22 protein-coding genes are annotated in these 23,092 nt (G+C 33.8%); 15 read left to right on the top strand and 7 right to left on the bottom strand.

Translation table 11 applies throughout. The annotated features are described in order from the left end of the window. Window positions 1–357: 357 nt before the first annotated feature. From CSW08_RS17620 to CSW08_RS17590, 7 genes are read left to right on the top strand one after another with little or no spacing between them, the layout of a single operon-like run. Window positions 358–768 (top strand): Hpt domain-containing protein, encoded by a 411-nt coding sequence (locus CSW08_RS17620; protein WP_157831530.1) that lies wholly within the window; start codon window positions 358–360, stop codon window positions 766–768. Beyond that, complete coding sequence (locus tag CSW08_RS17615) at window positions 761–1,129, top strand: response regulator transcription factor (RefSeq protein WP_106661221.1); 369 nt, start codon at window positions 761–763, stop codon at window positions 1,127–1,129. The genes CSW08_RS17620 and CSW08_RS17615 overlap by 8 nt, the downstream gene beginning before the upstream one ends. Before the next feature lie 43 nt (window positions 1,130–1,172). Then, window positions 1,173–2,276 (top strand): hypothetical protein, encoded by a 1,104-nt coding sequence (locus tag CSW08_RS17610; protein ID WP_106661220.1) that lies wholly within the window; start codon window positions 1,173–1,175, stop codon window positions 2,274–2,276. Window position 2,277: 1 nt separating this feature from the next. Next, window positions 2,278–3,708 (top strand): glycosyltransferase family 2 protein, encoded by a 1,431-nt coding sequence (locus CSW08_RS17605; protein WP_106661219.1) that lies wholly within the window; start codon window positions 2,278–2,280, stop codon window positions 3,706–3,708. An 11-nt stretch (window positions 3,709–3,719) separates the two neighbouring features. After that, window positions 3,720–6,134 (top strand): sulfatase-like hydrolase/transferase, encoded by a 2,415-nt coding sequence (locus tag CSW08_RS17600; RefSeq protein WP_106661218.1) that lies wholly within the window; start codon window positions 3,720–3,722, stop codon window positions 6,132–6,134. Window positions 6,135–6,144: 10 nt separating this feature from the next. Continuing rightward, on the top strand, window positions 6,145–7,395 hold the full coding sequence (locus CSW08_RS17595; protein ID WP_106661217.1) for a YaiO family outer membrane beta-barrel protein: 1,251 nt from the start codon (window positions 6,145–6,147) through the stop codon (window positions 7,393–7,395). A 32-nt stretch (window positions 7,396–7,427) separates the two neighbouring features. Beyond that, complete coding sequence (locus tag CSW08_RS17590; protein WP_106661216.1) at window positions 7,428–7,985, top strand: class I SAM-dependent methyltransferase; 558 nt, start codon at window positions 7,428–7,430, stop codon at window positions 7,983–7,985. Between the two features lie 147 nt (window positions 7,986–8,132). Here CSW08_RS17590 and pruA read toward each other — a convergent pair whose 3' ends face one another. After that, the gene (pruA, locus tag CSW08_RS17585) at window positions 8,133–9,761 is read right to left on the bottom strand and encodes an L-glutamate gamma-semialdehyde dehydrogenase (protein WP_106661215.1); all 1,629 of its coding nucleotides are present in this window, start codon (window positions 9,759–9,761) and stop codon (window positions 8,133–8,135) included. A 150-nt stretch (window positions 9,762–9,911) separates the two neighbouring features. Between pruA and CSW08_RS17580 the strand changes: the two genes are divergently transcribed. Both CSW08_RS17580 and CSW08_RS17575 read left to right on the top strand, forming a co-directional pair. After that, window positions 9,912–10,637, top strand: coding sequence for an NRDE family protein (locus CSW08_RS17580; RefSeq protein ID WP_106661214.1), 726 nt, complete (start codon window positions 9,912–9,914; stop codon window positions 10,635–10,637). Then, complete coding sequence (locus CSW08_RS17575) at window positions 10,630–11,622, top strand: DUF6695 family protein (protein ID WP_106661213.1); 993 nt, start codon at window positions 10,630–10,632, stop codon at window positions 11,620–11,622. Before CSW08_RS17580 ends, CSW08_RS17575 begins: the two co-directional genes overlap by 8 nt. Before the next feature lie 52 nt (window positions 11,623–11,674). On the opposite strand, the gene CSW08_RS17570 is transcribed toward CSW08_RS17575, so the two are convergent. The 4 genes from CSW08_RS17570 to CSW08_RS17555 all read right to left on the bottom strand — a co-directional run bounded on the left by CSW08_RS17570 (window position 11,675) and on the right by CSW08_RS17555 (window position 15,564). After that, window positions 11,675–13,009: a Kelch repeat-containing protein gene (locus tag CSW08_RS17570; RefSeq protein WP_106661212.1), complete on the bottom strand. Its 1,335-nt coding sequence runs from the start codon at window positions 13,007–13,009 to the stop codon at window positions 11,675–11,677. A 205-nt stretch (window positions 13,010–13,214) separates the two neighbouring features. Continuing rightward, window positions 13,215–13,742 carry a cation transporter gene (locus tag CSW08_RS17565; protein ID WP_203226920.1) on the bottom strand — a complete coding sequence of 176 codons (528 nt, stop codon included), beginning with the start codon at window positions 13,740–13,742 and terminating at the stop codon, window positions 13,215–13,217. Between the two features lie 77 nt (window positions 13,743–13,819). Next, window positions 13,820–14,206, bottom strand: a complete 387-nt coding sequence (gene apaG, locus CSW08_RS17560) for a Co2+/Mg2+ efflux protein ApaG (RefSeq protein ID WP_100610988.1) — start codon at window positions 14,204–14,206, stop codon at window positions 13,820–13,822. A 107-nt stretch (window positions 14,207–14,313) separates the two neighbouring features. After that, window positions 14,314–15,564, bottom strand: a complete 1,251-nt coding sequence (locus tag CSW08_RS17555; protein ID WP_106661211.1) for a type IX secretion system plug protein — start codon at window positions 15,562–15,564, stop codon at window positions 14,314–14,316. Window positions 15,565–15,716: 152 nt separating this feature from the next. On the opposite strand from CSW08_RS17555, the gene CSW08_RS17550 reads away from it, so the two are divergent. From CSW08_RS17550 to nqrF, 6 genes are all read left to right on the top strand, one after another. Next, entirely contained in the window at window positions 15,717–17,072 is a 1,356-nt protein-coding gene (locus CSW08_RS17550) for a Na(+)-translocating NADH-quinone reductase subunit A (protein ID WP_106661210.1), read from the top strand. Beyond that, on the top strand, window positions 17,072–18,298 hold the full coding sequence (locus CSW08_RS17545) for an NADH:ubiquinone reductase (Na(+)-transporting) subunit B (protein WP_106661209.1): 1,227 nt from the start codon (window positions 17,072–17,074) through the stop codon (window positions 18,296–18,298). The genes CSW08_RS17550 and CSW08_RS17545 overlap by 1 nt, the downstream gene beginning before the upstream one ends. Before the next feature lie 2 nt (window positions 18,299–18,300). Then, complete coding sequence (locus CSW08_RS17540; protein ID WP_106661208.1) at window positions 18,301–19,053, top strand: Na(+)-translocating NADH-quinone reductase subunit C; 753 nt, start codon at window positions 18,301–18,303, stop codon at window positions 19,051–19,053. A gap of 4 nt (window positions 19,054–19,057) precedes the next feature. Further along, a complete protein-coding gene (locus tag CSW08_RS17535) occupies window positions 19,058–19,702 on the top strand; it encodes an NADH:ubiquinone reductase (Na(+)-transporting) subunit D (protein WP_106661207.1) in 645 nt (214 codons plus the stop codon). 73 nt (window positions 19,703–19,775) lie between these two features. Then, window positions 19,776–20,495, top strand: coding sequence for an NADH:ubiquinone reductase (Na(+)-transporting) subunit E (gene nqrE / locus CSW08_RS17530; protein WP_106661206.1), 720 nt, complete (start codon window positions 19,776–19,778; stop codon window positions 20,493–20,495). A 4-nt stretch (window positions 20,496–20,499) separates the two neighbouring features. Continuing rightward, window positions 20,500–21,807 carry an NADH:ubiquinone reductase (Na(+)-transporting) subunit F gene (nqrF, locus tag CSW08_RS17525; protein ID WP_106661244.1) on the top strand — a complete coding sequence of 436 codons (1,308 nt, stop codon included), beginning with the start codon at window positions 20,500–20,502 and terminating at the stop codon, window positions 21,805–21,807. Window positions 21,808–21,926: 119 nt separating this feature from the next. Here the strand turns inward: nqrF and CSW08_RS17520 are convergent, their stop codons facing one another. Further along, window positions 21,927–22,511 (bottom strand): c-type cytochrome, encoded by a 585-nt coding sequence (locus tag CSW08_RS17520; RefSeq protein ID WP_106661205.1) that lies wholly within the window; start codon window positions 22,509–22,511, stop codon window positions 21,927–21,929. Between the two features lie 113 nt (window positions 22,512–22,624). Further along, window positions 22,625–23,086, bottom strand: a complete 462-nt coding sequence (locus CSW08_RS17515) for a Na(+)-translocating NADH-quinone reductase subunit F (RefSeq protein ID WP_106661204.1) — start codon at window positions 23,084–23,086, stop codon at window positions 22,625–22,627. Window positions 23,087–23,092 lie beyond the last annotated feature (6 nt).

Here is a 23,092-nt window from a genome sequence, read left to right as displayed (position 1 = left end):
TATTGGCATCCATTTCAGTTTGTTGTATGTTTTTAGATTTTGCTATCATGGTAGCTGGATTTATCTTAACTCTATAAGGTATTACATTTTAAAAAGATGAAGGCTGTTGTTCCTTTGGCATTGCGCTATGTTTTTCTGTTTTCCAAGGCTATAAATACATTTTATATGTAAACATTTTTTACTCTTTTTAAATAATCAGGATGTTCCTTTTAAATGAACTCCTTAAGTATGATTTTACTTATTTTTTATATGTTTTTTACTTAGGACAAAGAAAAAAGTAGTATTAATCATATATAATGAATAAAAATATGCATTTTATCTTGTTTTTAATACATTTTATCGATTTATTTTTTTATCTTGCTCCACTTTAAACCCCCAAATTATACGTTTAAAACCGCCATGGTAAAAACAACTTATAAGCATATAGACTTAAATTCATTACGGGAAAATACATTTGGTAATATACCTATAGAAAGGGAAATCATGCATTTATTTATTGATATGGTTGAAGATTATATCGCCATTTTAGATAAAGAACTTCCAAATAAGAACTGGCAAGAACTTTACGATGCTACCCATAAGATCAAGCCCAATGTAAGTATGTTTGGTATTTATAGTTTGGAATCTATCATTGTAGAACTAGAAAATAGTTTTAGGAATGAAGAGAATCTAGAAAGAATCGAAGAAACTGCATATGTTGTCTTATGTGCTTTTAAAGAAATAAAAGAGGAAGTACAGTTGGAACTTAACTCAATGCAAAATGAATAAAAAGAAAATAGTTTTAGCCGAAGATAACTCTACACTTTCATTGCTCCTAAAGTTCAGGTTAGAAAAAGAAGGCTATGAAATATTTGTGGCCACAGATGGCAAAGAAGCCGTAGACCTTATAGAAAATCACAGTCCAGACCTCATTCTATCAGATATCATGATGCCTTTTGTAAGTGGTTTAGAGGTGATCAGCCATTTAAGAAATAAACTAGATTTAGATACGCCTATTATTGTTTTTTCCTCAGCAGGACAAGAAGAAATGGTGCTTAAGGCTTTTAATTTAGGAGCAAACGACTTTATGGGTAAACCCTTTAGTCCTAATGAGTTAGTAATAAGAATAAAACGGCTGCTAGGAACGTAGCCATTAATTCGTTTAATTTTTATCTGAAATTAATTTTGCCCCAATGGTTGATTATCAGTATATCTACGATTATTATAATAATGCTCCTCATCTAATTAAGTGGGTATGGTGGGTTAGTGCCCTGTTAGCTATATCAATAATTGTATTAGCTGTTTATCTTAAATTTATTAGACTTTCACTAAGAAAAAAGAGTAATGAAAAGGCAAAATTTAAAAGTGAATACGAAGCACTTTTGGTAGAATACTTGTACTCAGGAGACGAATCTGGTAAACTTACCAACTCCCAAAAATTAATTGTTGATAGAATAAAGGACAGTATAAAAACCCCATCTAGACGAAAACTAATAGTTTCGGTTTTATACAATTTAATGAATGAAGTTTCAGGAGAAATGTCAGATTCTATTAAGACGTTTTACTATGAAACAGGACTTATCCATTATGCTTTTGAACGATTAAAGAGCAAAAAATGGAACGTTATTGCTAAGGGAATAAGCGAATTGAGACGTTTTGGAATTGATGAAGCCAGCCATGCCATTGCACCATTTATTAATCACCCTAAAAGTGACGTAAGAAGTGAAACCCACCTGTATATGGTTAATTTGTTTCTTTTTGATGGACTTTCTTTTTTAGATAATTTGAAAGTGCCACTTTCTGAATGGATTCAAATACAATTACTTGAAACATTGCAAAAATTTGATAATCAAGAAATATGCGATATACGCCCTTGGTTGATGTCTGAAAATAATTCGGTTGTGTTATTTGCACTTAAATTGGCACAAATCTATAATCAGTTTGAAGTTAAGGAAACATTAATGGATTTATTATCTCATGAAAATAAGGAAATAAGGATTGAATCAATTGATGTACTGACCCATTTATATGGTATAGAAGCAAAAGAAATGCTTAAAGCAAACTTTATTACGCTAAGCTTAGGAGAGCAGATAAGTTTCTTCAAGTTACTTGAAAAATTGGTTGTGCCAGACGATGAACCCTTTGTTGAGGCATACCTATTTCACAAGAATTTTGAAATTCAATTACTGGCACTTCAAATAATAAAGGAAATCAATTTTGACAAATATATTGGTTTTACAAAATCGTCAAATAATAATAAAAGCTTAGCCATGGTCAAAGCAGTAAAGGTGATATAATATGGATACTAGTTCGGTTAAAATAATATTACAAATACTTCATTACTTATTTTTTGGGTATGCCTTTGCAGCTATTCTTTCTTATATTATTCTATCCTTCATATCAAGTAGGGAAACCATAGAATATATAAAAAAGAGAAGCTTTGTTAATTACAAAGATATATTGTCTTCTACTATGTCCCCTTCCATAACGATTATAGCGCCCGCATATAATGAAAGTTTGAATATCGTTGAAAACGTAAGGTCTCTGTTGTCTAATCATTATGTAAACTACAATGTGGTTATTGTTAACGACGGCAGTAAAGACGATAGTTTGGAACGTCTTATTAAGGCTTACGATTTAGAAAAAGTACATTATATAGTAAATGAAAAAATACCAACTCAACCACTAAGGGAAGGCATTTTTAAATCAAAAAACCCTGCGTTTGAAAAACTTATGGTGGTTGATAAAGAGAATGGCGGTAAGGCAGATGCCTTAAACATGGGACTTAATATAAGTACGAGTAAGTATGTGGCATGTATCGATGTTGATTGTTTGCTGCTAGAAGACGCACTTCAAAAGATGATAAAACCATTTTTGGAGGTTACAGATTCTAAGGTAATTGCAGCAGGAGGAGTCATAAGAATTGCTAATTCTTGTGAAATAAAAGGCGGCAAGTTGATAGATGTTAACCTGCCTAAAAACTTATTGGTACAATCGCAAATTTTAGAATATTTAAGGGCCTTTTTATTGTGTCGTATGGCCTGGAGCAGATTAAATGGGTTACTGGTAATCTCTGGAGCTTTCGGGATTTTTGATAAGGAAATTGCAATTGCTGTTGGAGGGTACGATACCAATACAGTTGGAGAAGACATGGAGATTATTGTGCGTATGCGTAGGTACATGGAAGAAAGGGGGGAAAGATACAAAGTGTCCTATATACCAGATCCTTTGTGTTGGACAGAAGCACCAGATAGTTATAAAGTGTTTATTTCTCAAAGAAACCGATGGACACGTGGAACCATTGAAACTTTAAGAAAGCATCGTAAGATAGGTTTTAACCCAAAATATGGATGGTTTGGTTTAGTAAGCTACCCTTATTGGTTAATTTTTGAACGTCTTGCGCCTATTTTTGAAGCGATTGGCTTGGTTTATTTTATCATACTTGTAGTGTTGCAAGAAGTTCGATGGGATTTCGCCATATCATTTTTGTTGCTTGCCTATTTGTTTTCAGTTGTTTTTTCAATTGTTGCACTGTATTCTGAAGAGCTTACTTTTCACCAATATAAAAAGAAGGGTACGGGCTTTAAGCTCGTATTGTTAAGTGCATTAGAGCCTTTTGTGCTACATCCCTTTGTTTTTTATGCTGCGATTCGTGGGAATTATGATTACTACTTTAATAAGAAAAAAAAATGGGGCAATATGGTTAGAAAAGGATTGGTTAACAACTAGATATTTACACAATGAAGGTTAATTTAAAAACGGAGCATTTTAATAATTACATTAAGCTGACATTAGCATTAATAGTAGTGTTTTGGGTTTTAAGTGTTTATGAGGTTGTCAATACACAAACAAGTGAGAAATCGTTTTTATTGACGTTATTTTTAAAATTTATAAATGATTTTTGGTGTGGCATTGTAATAGGCATAATTGTTTTTCCATTGTTTTTTTTAATAAACAACATTAAAGAAAAACTAGCCTTAAACGTTGTTATAACTTTGTTTATGGTTTTGGTTCTTGGCCAGTTTTCATTAATAAAATATAGTTTAACAACATTAGTCAATCTGGGTGCAGACTTATTAGGGTATTCTTATGATGATGTTTCAAGCACAGTGTCAACCTCAGAATCTGTTACCCTATTTTATTTTTTGCCATTCATCATTTTTCCAGCCATCCTATTTGTTTCGTTTGTAGGTTTAAAAAAGTATATACAAAAACCAGTATTATTTATTTTAATGGCGTCAGTGCTTCTGTTTGGAGTTTTTAAGCTCGTTTTGCCTAAATTGTCCAATGATGCGTATAAAAATAAACTGGCTTTTTTAACGTACGACATTATAAAATTCAAGAAAGAGCAAAGAGCTTTAAGCATGTTAAACCTTAATGATATGGAAAATTTTCCTCTATTAAGGGCCTCTTCTGAAATTCCAGATGTATTATCGCCATTCTTAAATAAAGATGACGATAAGCCAAATATCGTTTTTTTAGTGATTGAAGGCTTGGGAAGCGAGTTTGTTGATAACGATATTTATAGTGGCTTTACACCTTACCTAGACTCTTTAATCAATAAATCCTTGTATTGGGAAAATTTTGTCAGCACTACAGGACGTTCATTTGGTATACTTCCGGCTTTACTAGGGTCGTTGCCTTATGGGGAAAAAGGTTTTTTAGAGCTAACGAAAACCCCATCACATATATCTCTAATAAGTTTGTTAAAAGCAAATGGGTATAGGACGTCTTACTATTCTGGTTGCCCTTCCAGTTTTGATAGGAAAATAAATTTTTTGGAATATAATGGCATTGACCAACTTATTGATGAAAGCAAATATGGTCCAGGCTATACAAAAACAAGAACAGATGATGGCGGTTTTTCCTGGGGTTACCCAGACCATGAGATATTTAGAAAAGCATTAACAACGATGAATGCAGAAAAGCAGCCTCGGTTGGATATTGTAATGACGCTTTCATCCCATGAGCCATTTGAGTACCCAGATAAAGAATTGTATAGGTCTAAAGTTGAAGTACAAGTAGAAAGCTTAATAAAATCAGACGACATAAAGAATACCATACGAAATCATAAAGATATTTTTGGCTGTTTGCTCTATACGGACAAAGCCATAAAAGAATTTATGAATGCCTATTCTCAAAGACCTGAATATCAAAATACCATTTTTGTAATTACTGGCGACCATAGGTTAATACCTATTGCTCAAAAGGACAAATTGTGCCGTTTTCATGTGCCGTTTTTCATTTACAGTCCCATGCTTAAAAAAGCAGAACGCTTTAAATCCGTTTCTTCACATTGGGATGTTACTCCAACGTTGGTGAGTTATTTGTCAAATAATTTTAAGTTCAAACCTTCAGAGAAAACCTCTTGGGTTGGAACAGGTTTAGATACTGTTAAAAAATTTAGGAATTCTAAAATGATTCCATTAATGCGTTATAAAGGAAGTTTGAATGAGATGATCTATAAAGATTATTTCTATTCTGATGGAGAACTCTATAAAATTAATAGTGATTTTGGTACGTATAGTGTTGTTGAGGAAGACATAAATAAAACGATTTTAGATTCCTTGATGGCGTTTAAAAAATTAAATGCCTACGTAACCCAAAGGAATAAAATATTTCCAGATTCATTAAATATCTATGTAACCCCTAAAAAAGAATTTTCAGAACAAGAACTAACAACCATAAATAAGATTGCTAAAAATAAAACATTTGATGAGGTTTTTAACTCGGCGAGGGAGTTGTCATTTAAAAAACAATATGAAACAACCAGATTGCTTTGTGATTATATTCTTAACGAATACCCAAACTATACAGATGCACGAATACTAAAAGGCAGAAGTTTAGGTTGGCAAGGCAATTATGATAAAGCAAAAGCAGAACTATTGGATGCCATAAAACGTTCGCCATATTATGATGATGCCTATATGGCCTTGTTGGATGTTTATTGGTGGTCAGATCAAGAAAGTAAATCGGTAGCGATTTATTCTGAAGCGTTAAAAAATGATATAATCAACCCGTCAGTTAGTTTAAAGATGGCTCAGGCATACAAGCGAATAGGAAATGAAAACTTGGCAAAAAAAATAATGGATAGCATAGTGAATGTCCATCCAAATAATTCAGAATTTCTAGCTTTTAAAAATAGCTTGAATTAAAGCCCAGCTTATGAGAAAATATATTTTAATATTAGTTGTTTTCCTCAGTGCTTATGCCATTGGGCAAGAAACCGAATTTAAAGGAGACCCTGATGTTTCTTTTGAGGTTGCGAGAAATTTAGCGTTTAATTCAAAAAGACAAGAAGCACAAGATACACTTAGATTCATTTTAACTAAATACCCAGATTATCATGATGTTCGGTCTTTTTTAGGAAGTACTTATTCTTGGGATGGGGAGTATAAAAAGGCAGCTCAAGAATTCAATTATGTTTTAGATAAAAGCCCAGAGCGTCTGGATACTTGGGAAGCAGCAATAAATAATGAATTATACAGAGAGGCACCTTACAATGCCATAAAAATGATCGAAAAGGCATTGGGGTATTTTCCCGAAAACGAAACGCTTTTGTATTTACAGGCAAGTGCCCAAAACGCAACAAATAATAAAGAACAAGCTCTTATTATTATTGATAAGATTTTAGTTAATAACCCTAATAATGAAAAAGCAATTGATTTCAAACAATCATTGCTTAACGATTTAAGACATAATATTATAGGCTTAATAGCAGCAGTTGACCTGTATTCTGAAGTGTTTGACCCCATGCAATATTACTCCCTCAAATATGCGAGGAGAACCAAATATGGTAGTATTCATGCTAGGTTTAATTTTAGTGAGCGGTTTGGTTCTACAGGTTCGCAGGTTGAGGTAGATATGTACCCAACAATCTCACAAGGGTTTTATGCCTATCTTAATTTTGGGGTGTCAAATTCATACCTGTATCCAGAAATACGCTATGGTGCCGAATTGTATAAATCCCTACCGAAAGGATTTGAAGCATCTTTGGGATTTAGATCCTTAAAGTATAGTGAAACAACAAATATCTATACGGGTTCTTTAGGCTGGTATACAGGGAATAGTTATTTTTCATTTAGGTCGTATGTCACACCAGGGGAACCAAAAGCGAGTATGTCTGGAACTTTGATGTACCGAAAGTACAGACAAGATGCCAACAATTATTTTAGTGTAGAAGCTGGAATGGGGTTTTCACCCGATATCTATCGGTTTGATTTTGAGGGTAATGAAGATGTTATTGTAAATCTACAATCACAAAAATTAAACTTAGGGTACTATTTCTCATCTGAGAATGAACGAAATTATTGGGGGTTTTTGGCAGGGGTGTCCCATCAGGAAATTAGTTTTAATCCTGGATCTTATTTTTGGATTTATTCATTATCTGTATCTTGGGATTTTAACTTTAAATAGTTTTAACTTTGTCACGTAAAGACACCCCCTTAATGAATCAAAAATTAAAAACATCCCTTGCTTTTGCCAAGAACCTTATGGTTACTGGAGCTATATCGGAAACAAGCAGATATGTAGAAGTAAATATATGCAGACACATCTCTAAGGAACCTAATAAAATAATAGTTGAGTTTGGTACAGGGCATGGTAATATTACCAGAGAGATTCTTAATACCATGTCTGATTCTTCCACCTTATACTCGTTTGAAGTGAATGAGGATTTTTGCGAATATGTTAGGGAAACCATTCGAGATGAGCGGCTAATACTTATCAACGATGGCGCCGAAAATTTAAAAAAGCATATTAAATCACCTATAAATTCTGTCATTTCATCAATTCCTTTCACGTTCTTTAGTAAAGAAAAGGGATTGTCTATTATTCAAAATGCTTATGACCTTTTAGAGGAAGGCTGTTACTATAGCCAAGCGTTATACACCAAGTTCAATTTCAAAAAATTTCAAAAAATATTTGACCATTGTACACTTACAACACACAAAAACTTAATCACTGAGTATATTTATTACTGTAAAAAGAGCAATGAAAAACTGTAATAGAGTTTATTAGATTAAATAATGGCTATGATAGGGGTAAGGCAGAAACCATTGATTCCTTATTAAGCATTAAAATCTAGTAAATGCAAACAAAAAAGGCATGACCAATTTTACTTAGTCATGCCTAGTTATTTTTAAATAAAAATGCTATTCCCCCAAAAACGGATATCTATAATCTGTAGGTGTTACAAAAGTTTCTTTTATCAATCTAGGCGATACCCAACGTAATAGGTTTTGGGCACTACCCGCTTTGTCATTAGTTCCCGAAGCTCTCGCGCCTCCAAATGGTTGCTGGCCAACAACGGCACCTGTCGGTTTATCATTGATATAAAAATTACCAGCACTATTTTGTAAAGCAGTGGTTGCTTCGGTAATGGCATATCTATCAGTTGCCAAAACTGCTCCCGTTAGAGCGTATTCACTGGTTTCATCTACTAGTTTTAAAGTGTCTGAAAACGCATCATCTTCATAAATATAAATGGTAATAACAGGTCCAAAAAGTTCGGTACACATGGTTTCGTATTTAGGGTTGGTAGTTACAATAACAGTTGGTTCAATAAAATAACCTTTGCTTTTATCGTAATTACCACCAATGATAATCTCTGCATCGGCATCTTCTTTGGCTTGGTAGATATATTTAGCTAATTTATCAAAAGACCCTTCATGGATAACTGCCGTAATAAAATTGCCCATATCTTCTGGTGAGCCCATTTTAAATGATTTAACATCTTTAATAAGCTGTTTTTTTACATCGGGCCATAAACTTTTAGGAATATAGGCTCTTGAGGCCGCACTGCATTTTTGACCTTGAAATTCAAATGCACCACGGACAATGGCAGTAGTGACTTGTTTTACGTTGGCACTTTTGTGGGCTATAATAAAATCTTTACCACCAGTTTCCCCAACAATTCTTGGGTAGGTTTTGTAGTTGTGGATGTTATTTCCTATTTGTTTCCAAAGTTCTTTAAAAATAAACGTGGATCCCGTAAAGTGTAAACCAGAAAAATCTGGACTGGACAATACCGTATTGGTGATCATAACAGGATCTCCAAAAACCACATTAATAACACCCGGAGGAACGCCTGCTTCTTCAAAAACATCCATAATCACTTTAGCGGAATATATTTGACTATCACTTGGTTTCCAAACAACAACATTGCCCATTAATGCCATACACGATGGTAAATTACCCGCAATGGCTGTAAAATTAAAAGGTGTTACAGCATAGGTAAAACCTTCTAGCGGACGATATTCCAATCTGTTCCATGTGTCGCTAGTACTTTCAGGTTGCTCGGTGTAGATGTCTGTCATATATTGCACATTATAGCGCAAGAAATCAACCAATTCGCAGGCGGCATCAATTTCCGCTTGGTGTATATTTTTAGATTGTGCTATCATCGTAGCAGCATTTATCTTGGCTCTATAGGGCCCAGCAACTAATTCTGCTGCTTTTAAAAAGATGGCAGCGCGTTGTTCCCAAGGCATTTGCGACCAAGTTTTTCTGGCTTCCAAAGCCGTCGAAATAGCGGTTTCCACATGTGATTTTTCAGCAAGATGGTAAGTTCCCACAATATGTTTATGGTCGTGTGGAGGCGACATGGTTTTGGTATTTCCTGTACTTACATGTTTTCCATTAATGTATAGAGGTACATCAATTTTACTATTGAACATATTTTTGTATGCTTTAAGAACCTCATCGCGCTCAGGACTTCCCGGGGCATACTTTTTTACAGGTTCGTTATAAGCAATTGGTACATTAAAAAAGCCTTTTCCCATGATAATCGATTTTTTGTTATTGAATTTTCAGTGAATAAGCTACAAATTTACGAATTATCACAGGACTTTTCGGGGTGAAGCTTATTAAAACCTAGTTAAAATTTATTTATTTTTTGTAAGTTGGCTAGGTATTTTAAGACTAGATACTTTATGTGTACAGTTACCATTATTCCGAAAGGTAAAAATGATTTTGTTATAACGTCTAATAGAGACGAAGCTCCTAATAGAACGTCTTCATCACCGCTTTTCTATTCTGTAAATGATGTGAAGCTTTTATATCCAAAAGACGACCTATCTGGAGGGACATGGATTGGCATAAGTGAAAAAAATAGGGTAATATGTGTGCTGAATGGCGGTTTTGTATCTCATAAAAGGCAGTCAAGCTACCGCTTAAGTAGAGGGGTTGTTGCGAAGGATTTTATGATTTCTGAAGCTATAGAAACCACTATCCAAACCTATGACCTTACTAATATTGAACCGTTTACGATGGTAATAGTCGATTGGAATGATACACTTCGTTTCTTTGAGCTGGTTTGGGATGGTGACCAAAAACAGGTTAAAGAATTACCTTTAGAACCTCAAATTTGGTCGTCCGCTACTTTATATTCTGAAGTCATGCGGAACGAACGTTTACAATGGTTCAATACGTTTATATCCCAAAATAAATTAAATCCCGAGTCCCTTTTAGAATTTCATAAAACGGGCGGTGCCGGAAATGAGGATTACGGCGTCATTATGAACCGCGGCTTTGTAAAAACTACCAGTATCACACAAGTAGAAAAGACCAAGGATGCCCTTAATATGCATTACGAAAATCTTCAGAATAAAACGGTTACGGATACTGTTTTTAACCTTCCGCAGACTGTAAATGAGTAATACGGGAATCATTTTAACATTGGCGTATCCCGAAACGATTGTCATGGTTTCAAACGAATGGTTTTCTCCTTTTTTAAGGTTTTTAGGAGTTGGAAAGAGGAATTATTTAATGGCGGGTCATGCCGCATTAGTCTTGATCAATAAAGAAACTGGTGTTTTAGAATACCATGATTTTGGTAGATACATCACGTCCGAACCCAACGGAAGAGTCAGAGGAAAAGAGACCGATAATGAATTGGATTTTCCATTAATGGCAAGAATAAAAGATGGAAACATTGAAAACCTGTACGAGATTTTAAAGTTTTTAGGAACCCACCCCAAATTAACGCATGGCGATGGGAAATTAGTAGCTTCAGTTTGTACGGCGATAAATTACCAAAAAGCGAGAACCCACATCACCCACATGCAAGAAAAACATTTTATTAGGTACGCAGCCTTTATAAAAGATGCTTGTAATTGTGCCCGATTTGTAACGGACACGTTGATTGCTTCGGTAACAGATCCTAAGATTAAAAAGAATCTTGAAACATCCAAGTTGTTTACGCCTAGCACCGTTGGCAATGTATTGTTGGCAAATACCGAATCACATGCTTTTGAAGTTTCGCAAACGGGTGTGATTTCTAAATATACAGGCTCTCAAAAAAGTGAAAACATGCGTTGTTTTTTAGACAAACTTAAAAATCACCAGCCGAATTTTATAGGAACCTTACAGCCAAAACCAGTTGCTGATTTACATGAAAACGCCCAGTGGCTATCTGGCATTGCTGCAGGTGCTTGGTTTGAACTTCATGAAACCACAAATAACTTACATTACAGATTTAGGCGTATTTCACCGCATGGAAACGTAGATGTGGATGCCGAATATGTGGTTGATAATGCTATCTTTAATTATGATAAACCTTTTGAATTTGTACATTACTCAAACTGTAAATTTTTTCATGTGAAGCAGGATGGGGTGGTTTTTAGGTTTGAGAGGAAGGTTTAAATTTTTCCGAGTAGGCAAGAACCAAGCAATTATTTTTAAGCGGTAATAGTTTTTAATTGTTTTTAGAATTTATGATTTCCGTTTTAGTAAACTCATTTAAGTCAATTGAATATAACCTTGATGATGGGGTATTTGTATAATTATCTCCAATTAATCCCCCTAATATATAGAGATTATGCCCATCACAATGAATTTGAGAGCTTTTTAAATTTAAGTCAATTCTATATTCATATAGTATTTTAGTTTCAATATTGTAGGTCATTATTTTGTCATTATTAAAAACATAAATAATACCGTCATTATGAGTTAAAGCAGGCTTTTCTATTCCGTAAAATAGACTCCCTTCGTTTTTCCATTTTCCAGTAACAAGGTCATATGATTCAATTTCTGATAGTGGAATTTTATTAAATCCACCGACAAGATATATTTTGTTTTTTATGATTATACCATTTACTTCTTTTGATTTGGTCATTTTTGGTAATTCGTACCAGTATCCTGTTGCAATATCATAAATATGTGATTGGTCAGTATAAATTTTAAGGCCATTGTTATTTTGTTTAACAGAACCTCCCATAACAATAATATTATTTTGATATGATAATGCTGCAAAATTTACTGCTTGGTGCGGATTAGTATTGTCTACAACAATTTGTTTTGTGTTGAGATTTAGAACTTCAATTTTATCATCTAAAAACTCACGTTTTTTGTTTTCGGAAAGTGTCTTGCCACCAAAAACATAGATTTTGTCATTTAAGAATACTATATTATGATATGCGCGTTTTCTAAATCTTAATTTTGACGTTTCCCAAGTATCTTTTTCTATATCATATATTTGTAACTTGTCACTGTAATTTTCCCATATAAAATTACTTTTAAGTTTTTTTAAAAAGTCTTCTATTGACGATGATTCATTGAGAGTTCTTTTTGCGTTATCTTGAAAATATGTTTCATCACCTCCAATTAAGTATATCTTATTGGCAACTAATGTAGATCCAAAATTATAAACTCCTTTTATTAGAGGTGATAAATTATTGTAAGATAATTTGGGTTTTAGATTTTGATTACTTGTTATGGTTATTTCTTCAAGATTTTCCGTTTTTTTTGACAAATGAATTATAAAATTGAGTTCATTGAGTTTTAATAACGTGTGATTTTTAGTCTCGTAACCAATAATTGAAAAACTTATTGAATCTGTTTGAGTTATTTTAGATATAGTTTTTAAATTAAACTCCCCTTTTTCATTCGATACTGTTCCTATTTTTTCTTTATTATAGTAGACATTCACATTATCTATAGGTTTTTGAGTTTCTTCATCTAAAATAGTTCCTTTTATATTTTGTCCAATTGCGGTGAAAACTAAAAAAAATAAAATCAAGGTTAATTTCATGATTGAGTACAAATTATTGTCAGCGATCTGGATATAAATTATAAAAATAAAGAAAAGAATTACAATATTAGGTATTTTTATTTATGAGGTGGTTTTGTAGACAGTTAATAACAACAACAATGTTTGTTGTTATTGGCTTTTTAAAGCATTCTTTACCTTCCTTAAAAGCAAAATAAGAAAGCCCCGAGTGTTCCCAAACTATCTATTAAGGAAAGGCAAACAACTCATAAATACCACTACTTACAAGTAATATGACAGACATATAAACGCAAACCATGGTGCAATTGGCATCTGCCAAAATAGGATCGGAATTCAATTTGTTGCCTACTTTTCTTTTCCAAGCTACCAAACCCCAAATAACTATAATCGATATTACGGAAATAATAACGCCCCCAAATGTTGTTATGGGTTTGTGTCCCGTCCAAATATTGTAAATACTGGTCAATACCAACCCAAATACCATTATATAAAACACTACTCCGGTAATCCGTAAAGCGGTTCTTTCAAAATCATCTCTATTACTATTAGGATTTTTTTGTATTCGTAACACCATATGCGCAATTCCTAATCCAGAAATAACCTCTATAAAACTGTCTGATCCAAAACCAAATAAAGCTAAACTTTCATCTTCAAATCCAAGATAGATTGATATCAACCCTTCAGCAATATTGTAAAGGATGGTAAAAATAGCCAGGGCGAAAGCTGTCTTGTAAAGTTTTGTGCTATGAGCCATTGGTTATTGAAAAAAATAGTTCAAAGAAAAACAAATAAAATCAACAGATTGCTTCAGCGAAATACCTCACAATGATCTTAGTTTATAGCAAAAGGAGCGCTTAACTTAAATGTAGGGATATTAACTTTAAAATTTTTAGCCGTTGTAAAGTTAATCATGCTGTAATGTCCAGACATGGCCCCAAAAGGTGAGGTAAGCAAACAGCCAGAGGTGTAGGTGTGCGATTCGCCAGGTTTTAAAACCGGTTTTTTACCTATAACACCTTCACCAGAAACAATTTCCACATTATTTAGGGCATCCAAAATTTCCCAATGGCGTGCGTTAAGCTGTACGGAATCTTTGCTTTGGTTTTCAATAGTTACGGTATAACCAAAAGCGTACTGTATTTTATAGTTTTTATAAAACGAGCCTTCGAAGGTAGTTTCCACCGAAATTTTTATGCCTTTTGTTACTTGTTGAACCATATTTGATACTACTGAGAGTTGTATTTAATGCTGCTAAATTAATAAATATTAATATGTTAGCCGAATTTTTAAACGTGTTTAAAATTAATTATAACGATTAATTAACTTTAATTGGAGATATTTATGGAACTGCCTTCGCCCAAACCAATGATTTTATCGTATCTAGCACCTAAATCTCTATAATAAACAATCACTTTATAATTGTTTTCGGTTTGATAAAAATTTCCGCTAATGGCGCCTTCATCTAAAGTATTATCGTTATTCACCGCAACATATTTGTAATTATAGAAACCTTGTTTTAACAACATCTCGTTTTTATAAACGTTATCTTGTTCGTCGTAAATCATTTTATTACTTTCATCTAAGGCATAATTATTATAATTGCCGTACACATAAATGTCTTTATTTTTAAACGAAGGGTCAGGTAACAATGAAAAATGCATCCAAACATAATCGGCTTCAATACTTGGATTATCGGCATCTATATTATTAATTAAATAATTGCCGTTGATATCCGGATTGTAAGTATATGGTCTTTTCGCTCTTGAAAAATTGGTGAATAAATAATTGTGGTATAAGTCCTTTAGGTCTACATATTGAATGCCCGTATTGGCAGCTCTTACGTCTTTATTTTCAAAATACAAATATTCATTACCTCCCCAAAAACTGGTTTCATGGTCGTATTTATAAATCAACTGATTGCCAATGGTATATTGCGGTTTTAAGTTTGAAATAGCGGTATTTAAGTTGTTGTTCTGAACAATAACCACATTCACGTTTTCCTTTGGGTTGTTAAGCTGTAAGTTATTGGAGGTAATAACAATATCAACCCGTTGCTTGGATTCTATAAATTCAATGCTTCGAGAACGTTTGAGGCTTACGCCAACATTGGCAGTATTTTCATAAATCATGAACTTTCTTGAAAAAACCAATTCATCACTATTATTAAAAATTTGGATCATGTAGTTTCCCGAAATTTTTAACTGTTTGGTTTGTGGATTGGGAATGGTAAGTTTATAATGGGAATAAATTTGGTAGGTGTTAAATGAATTTTCGTAATTTCTGATGCGTTGGTTATCAAAACCATCCATGTATTCAGATTTTACCAACACCGACGGCGTCCAATCGTAATTATAATGTTGTATTTTATAGTAATAATCATCTTCATTCCCATTCAGCGCATCAAACTCTAAAACCAAGTATTCACCAAGTCTTAATACAGGCAATTGGCTTTCAGCAGTATTTCCCTTAAAAGCAATGGTTTTTATGAAATCGGGCGGATTCACCTCGCTAACTTGGCAAAAGGCAATAGTACCTATAAAGATGAAGCAAAACAAGAATGTGTATTTAAGCGGCATTTTAAAGCAGTTTTTGTAAATATAATCAAATTTTATGCCCAAAAATAAACATATCTTGCACTTATCAAAAATCTGTTAATTTATTATGAAAACTGGTTTTTTAATTTGTAAATTTGCACCGATTTTTAGACAATAATTTCAATAAAAAAAATATGTCAAAAGACATTCTCATTAAAAAAGGTCTAGACATTAAACTTAAAGGTGAAGCTGAAAAAACCCTTGAAAAGGCTATTTTAAGCAACTTTTATACTTTAAGGCCTGAAGATTTCCACGGACTAACACCTAAATTAATTTCTAAAGTTGGATCAAAAGTAAACGCTGGAGACCCAGTATTTTATGATAAATCTAACGAAAACGTAAAGTTTGTTACTCCTGTCTCTGGAGAAGTTATAGAAATTAATCGTGGTGAAAAGCGAAAAATATTATCTGTAAAGATTCAAGCAGATAAAATACAAACCTTTAAAAATTATGGTGTTGTTAATCCAGATACGGCTAGTGCAGAAGCTATTAAAGGGCGCTTATTAGAATCTGGATGTTGGGCATTTATTAAGCAACGTCCGTACGACGTGATTGCGAACCCAAACAAATCGCCAAAATCCATCTTTGTTTCGGGTTATGCAACAGCGCCCTTGGCAGCCGATTTAGATTTTACCTTAAAAGGTAAAGAATCAGAATTGCAAGCAGCTGTTATTGCGTTAGGGAAACTTACAGCAGGCAACGTACATGTGGGGATAGGAAAATCTTCAAACTCACCGTTAGCAGGATTAAAAGGTGTTGCCATTCATAGCATTTCTGGACCGCATCCATCAGGAAATGTGGGGACATTAATCAATAGAATTGATCCTGTAAATAAAGGCGAAGTGGTTTGGACCGTTAATGCTCAAGATTTGGTCATTATTGGCGAATTGCTTTTAACAGGTAAGTTTAATGCAGAACGTATCGTGGCTTTAGTAGGGTCTTCCATAGAAAAACCAAGATATTTTGTTACTAAAATAGGTAGCGAAGTTGCTACCATTATTTATGACAAAGGGGTTCCTCAAGATGCTAATGTGAGAATTATTTCAGGAAACGTATTAAGTGGCAAACACATAAAACCAGATGGTTATTTAGATTATTACAGTAATGTAATTACCGTAATTCCAGAAGGTGATGACTATGAATTGTTCGGTTGGACCAAACCGGTTTTCAATAAAATTTCAAACTCAAGAGCATTAACGTTTTCTTGGTTAAACCCTAAAAAAGAATACGAGTTAGACACCAATACCAATGGAGAGCACAGAGCTTTTGTGACTACAGGTAACTATGAGGAAGTATTTCCTTTGGATATTTACCCTATGCAAATCTTAAAAGCATGTATGTATAAAGATTTAGATGAAATGGAAGCTTTGGGCATGTACGAAGTAGCTCCTGAGGATTTTGCATTAACAGAGTTTATTTGTGTGTCTAAACAACCACATCAAGATATTATAAGAAAAGGCTTAGACTTAATGCTTAAAGAGATAGGATAATGAGTTTAAAAAGTAATTTACATAGTTTAAAAGAAAAGTATAAGGGCACTAAAATGGCCCCTGCATTCAATGCGTTACATACTTTTTTATATACACCAAACGATACCACGCATAATGGCACACATATTAAGTCGGCAGACGATTTAAAACGTACCATGAACACGGTTATCATGGCTATGATACCATGTTTGATTTTTGGCATGTTCAATGCTGGGTATCAACATAACCTGGCAGTTGGCGATATTCAGGCGGTAACTTCTGGATTTTTTAGTTCAGAATTTTGGACGTTAGATAACTTTATGATTGGTTTTTGGAAAATCATACCATTGGTTATTGTGTCTTATGGAGTTGGTTTAGGTGTTGAGTTTTTATTCGCCGTCATTAAAAATCACGAAGTAGAAGAAGGTTATTTGGTAACAGGTATGCTTGTGCCGTTGATTGTCCCTATTGATATTCCGTTATGGATGTTGGCAGTTGCCGTTATATTCGGCGTTGTTATTGGGAAAGAGGTTTTTGGTGGAACTGGAATGAATATCTTAAATCCGGCATTAACTATAAGGGCCTTTCTATTCTTTGCTTATCCAACTTGGATGAGTGGTGATAAGGTATGGGTTGAAGGTGCGGTTCAAAGAACGAATGATATTGCTGCAGGGGCTAATTTAGATGCGATTTCTGGTGAAACTATATTAGGAAGTTTAGCTCAAGGAAAAGAAATGGCGTATTCGGTATCAGACATGTTTTATGGGTTTATTCCCGGTTCCATTGGAGAAACCTCCACATTACTCATTATTTTGGGAGGATTATTTTTAATCTTCACCAAAATAGGAAGCTGGAGAATTATGCTGTCATCAGCATTAGGAGCCATAGTTATGGGATTGATTTTCAATCAAGTTGTTAGTGCAGGTATTATTACCGAAAGCAGTAAATTTTATACTTTAATGAGTACGCCTTTTTGGCAGCATTTAATTTTAGGAGGTTTTGCTTTTGGGGTTGTTTTTATGGCAACCGACCCTGTTACAGCGTCACAAACAAATAAAGGAAAATGGTATTATGGGTTTTTAATAGGGTTTATATCTATATTAATTAGAATCTTTAATCCAGCTTACCCAGAAGGTGTCATGTTAGCCATTCTATTAATGAATGTGTTTGCTCCTACTATAGATCATTATGTCATACAAGGAAACATTAAACAGAGGTTGAAACGTTTAAAAGTTAAAACAGCTTAATTATGGAAAACAGAACAGATAAAAATTCATATACCATTATTTTTGCCATCGTTATGGTTTTAATTGTGGGCTCTGTTTTAGCATATGCAGCGTCTTCATTAAAAGGAAAAATTTCAGAAAACCAACGTATTGAAAAGCAACAAAACATTTTGTATGCACTAGGTATTAATGAAAATGATGAAACCAGCGCCAATTTTGTGGCTGCTGATAAAGTTGCTGAGGAGTTTTCAACATATGTTACCAAGCAATTGGTGATTCAAGATGGAAATGTAACAGAAGATGATCAAGCTTATTTGATAGATGTTAAAAAAGAAAAATCAAGTGCTAAAGATGATCCGTCGAAAAGACGTTTGCCATTATTTGTTGGCGATATTGATGGAAAAACCATTTATGTAGTGCCAATTTATGGTAAAGGACTTTGGGATGCTATTTGGGCTTATGTTGGCATAGATGAAAATATGGTGGTACAAGGGGCTTATTTTGATCATAAAGGCGAAACGCCAGGATTGGGAGCAAACATAAAAGAACGTTATTTTATGGATGATTTTATTGGCGAACACCTATTAGACGAATCAGGTGAATTTGTAGGAATTACAGTTGCAAAAGGAAATGCAGATCCAAAAAATGAAAATAAAACAGATAATGAGGTTGATGCTTTAGCTGGTGCAACAATAACTGGTGATGGTGTTACTGCCATGATAAGAAGTGACTTGAAGCTTTACGCTCCTTATTTTAAATCTTTAAAAAACAATTAATAACATGGGACTTTTATCAAAAAAAGACAGCAAATTAATACTGGATCCATTAACAGACAATAATCCAATTACCATACAGGTTCTTGGTATCTGTTCTGCATTGGCTATTACGGCACAGTTAAAAGCATCTATTGTTATGGCAATCTCGGTTATTGCGGTATTAGGAGTTGGTAATGTTGTTATTTCTTTGATGAGGAATATTATACCTTCTAAAATTAGAATCATTGTCCAATTGGTTGTGGTAGCTGCCTTAGTAATTATTGTAGACCAAGTTTTAAAAGCATATTCGTATGAACTAAGTAAAACGTTGTCAGTATTTGTTGGGTTGATTATTACCAACTGTATTATTATGGGACGTTTTGAAGCATTTGCCTTGGCTAATGGCCCTTGGAAATCATTTTTAGACGGGATTGGTAATGCTGCCGGATATGGATTAATATTAATTATTGTTGGTTTTTTTAGAGAACTTTTAGGTTCTGGTACCTTATTAGGATTTAAAGTTTTAGGAGATCCTATTGAAAAAACTGGATTATATGCTTTAGGGTATGAAAATAACGGATTTATGTTACTGTCTCCAATGGCATTGATTGTTTTGGGAGTTATTATTTGGATTCAACGTAGTAGAAATAAAGCTTTAATAGAAGATTAATTAGATACCAGTTAACAGTCACAGTGAACAGTAAAAACTGTAACCTGAGACTGAGACTGAAAACTTAAAATATATGGAACACATAGAATTATTTTTCAAATCAATATTTATAGATAACATGGTATTTGCAACCTTCCTTGGGATGTGTTCATATCTTGCTGTATCGAAAAAAGTAGCTACAGCAGTAGGTTTAGGTGCTGCGGTGATTTTTGTATTAGCTATTACAGTTCCTTTAAACTGGCTATTGGACCAATATCTATTACAACCAGGAGCATTAGCTTGGCTAGGCGCAGAATATGCCGATTACGATTTAAGTTTCTTATCATTCATCATGTTTATTGCAACGATTGCAACCATGGTTCAATTGGTAGAAATTGTTGTTGAAAAGTTTTCACCTTCATTATACAATTCGTTGGGTATTTTTTTACCACTTATTGCTGTTAACTGTGCTATTTTAGGAGGTTCGTTATTTATGCAATCTCGCGAAATCCCAACTTTAGGATTGGCATTTAATTATGGTATTGCTTCAGGAATTGGTTGGTTTTTGGCTATCCTTGCCATTGCAGCCATTCGTGAAAAAATTAGATACTCAAATGTACCGCCAGCATTAAGAGGCTTGGGGATTACGTTCATCATTACAGGATTAATGGCCATTGGATTTATGAGTTTTGGTGGTATGTTAACAGGAGGCGATGAACCTGCTAAAAAAGAAGGGCAAACTGTAAAAGTTGAAGACTCTACTAAAGATAAAACAGAAAAAGAGTTAGCTAATAACACTAAAATAATTGAATAATATGATGATTTTAGCAGCAGGAACATTAGGGACGATTATAGCTACGGTAACCGTATTTTTAGTAGTTACCATATTATTAGTGGCATTGTTATTAGTAGTTAAACAAAAGTTATCGCCCTCAGGGCCAGTAAAGATTACCATTAATGGTGAAAGAGAAATAGAAGTAAGTTCAGGAGGTTCTTTACTTTCAACTTTAGGGAATCAAAAAATATTTTTACCATCAGCTTGTGGTGGTGGTGGAACTTGTATTCAATGTGAATGCCATGTGCTTTCTGGAGGTGGTGAAGCATTGCCTACTGAAACACCGCATTTCACGCGTAAAGAATTACAGCATGGTGCACGTTTGGCATGTCAGGTTAAAGTAAAACAAGACATGAATATTACCATTCCTGAAGAAGTTTTTGGTATCAAAAAATGGGAAGCAACCGTTGTACGTAATTATAATGTGGCGTCGTTTATTAAGGAATTTGTTGTTGAAATTCCAGAAGATATGGGTTACAAAGCAGGAGGTTATATTCAAATTGAAATTCCACCTTGCGAAATAAAATATTCAGAGATTGATATTACGGCTCACCCTCAAGAACATGAAACCCCAGATAAATTTCAAGCAGAATGGGATAAATTTGGTTTATGGACGTTGGTTATGAAAAATAACGAAACTGTTGAAAGAGCTTATTCTATGGCTTCTTACCCAGCAGAAGGTCGTGAAATCATGTTAAATGTTCGTATTGCTACACCACCTTGGGATAGAAATAAAAACGGATGGATGGATGTAAATCCTGGAGTAGCCTCATCCTATATTTTCAATCAGAAAAAAGGTGATAAAGTAACTATTTCCGGACCTTACGGTGAGTTCTTTATCAATGAGTCCAATTCTGAAATGTTATATGTTGGTGGTGGTGCTGGTATGGCTCCAATGCGTTCTCACTTATACCACTTATTCAAAACCTTAGAAACAGGTAGAAAAGTAACCTATTGGTATGGTGGACGTTCTAAACGAGAATTATTTTACTTAGACCATTTTAAACAATTGGAAGATAGTTTCCCTAATTTTAAATTCTATTTAGCATTATCTGAACCCTTACCTGAAGATAACTGGAAGGTAAAAACAGATATTGATGCTCCTGGAGATGGTTTTATTGGATTTATACATAATTGTGTGATTGATAATTATTTAAGCAAACATGAATCGCCAGAAGATATTGAATTGTATTTCTGTGGACCACCATTAATGAACAAAGCAGTTCAAAAAATGGGAGAAGATTTTGGTATCCCTGACGAACATATACGTTTTGATGATTTTGGAGGATAATCCCTCTATCATGCTGAACTAGTTTTAATCATAATTTAAACATTTTAAATTTCAGCAGCTCATATAATAAAACCAACACAAAAAAAGTGTTGGTTTTTTTTGTTTAGTAAAACACCAAATTAATTTATTTGAGGAGGAATGGCAGCTGGCACAACATTTTCTATGGGCTTTATAGTTTTAAGATAAGCGAAAATGGCTTTTAAATCATCATCAGATAAATTTCTAAGCCCTTCCCAAGGCATTGGCGGTAATAAGGGTCTGCTTCCTTCCAACCCTTTGTAAAGTCCTTTTTTAATAGCTGTTAAAAATTGACCTTCCGTCCATGAACCAATACCCGTAGCGTCTGGGGTTAGATTAGCTGCAAAAGAAGTACCCCATGGGCCTGTTGCCGCGGTGAGTCCCATTGTAAAAAGGATATAGGATTTAGCTGTTTTCGCATCATATTCCGCCAATGTTTCCTCAGCAGGGTGGCCAGATAGTAGACGGTCGGTATCTAAGGTTAGCCCATGCTCAGTAAATTTCTTTGGCGTGTGGCAATCATGACATCCGATAGAGTTAACAAGATATTCACCTCGTTTTACTGGATCTTCAGTAATCGTTTTAGCTGGCTCATAAAGTTCAGGAGATTTTTTTTCTTCTTTGGAATTACATGCGTTTATTAATACACAGAGGATCGTTACAGAAATTAAAATGTTTGTTTTCATATGCTTGGTTGGTTTGAAATGACACTTGCATAGAAATGAGACGTGATAAATTTAGTAAAATTTCGTATTGACTTCAAAAAATAATATTACTTATTTTAAGTAATAATTTTTTTTTAAGCACTTGCCTCAGTAATATCATGGAGAGGCTTATCATTTTTAAACTCAAATAATTTGGTGTAATCCATAATATTGGTAACGTCATCCAACTCACATAAAAAAGTAATGACTTCAGTTAAACCATCAAACAAAATATCTTTATGCGTAGGGTTTTTAGGTTTACTATTTTTATGATGAAATGGTAATTGATAGCCACAAGCCTTTAAAAATATAGCTTCAATTTTTAATAATTCTAAAGGTGAATAGCCATTAAATTTTCTACCAAACGATTCATGTACTTTCCCCACATAGTTTAGCTCCAAAGAGCCATGGTGGTCTGATAGATGTTTCCAACTATCCTTATTATCTAAAATATTGCCAACCGCACATTGTTTACAACATTCAGGATTTAGATGATTGTTGTGAAATGCTATATAAAGTTTTTTTATGGCCTGCTCTAAACGAATTGAAGTTTCCATTTTTTA

Origin of the sequence: Confluentibacter flavum (assembly GCF_002843175.1) — a bacterium.
Classification (GTDB): Bacteria; Bacteroidota; Bacteroidia; order Flavobacteriales; family Flavobacteriaceae; genus Confluentibacter; species Confluentibacter flavum.
This window is presented reverse-complemented; position numbering and strand designations above follow the sequence as displayed.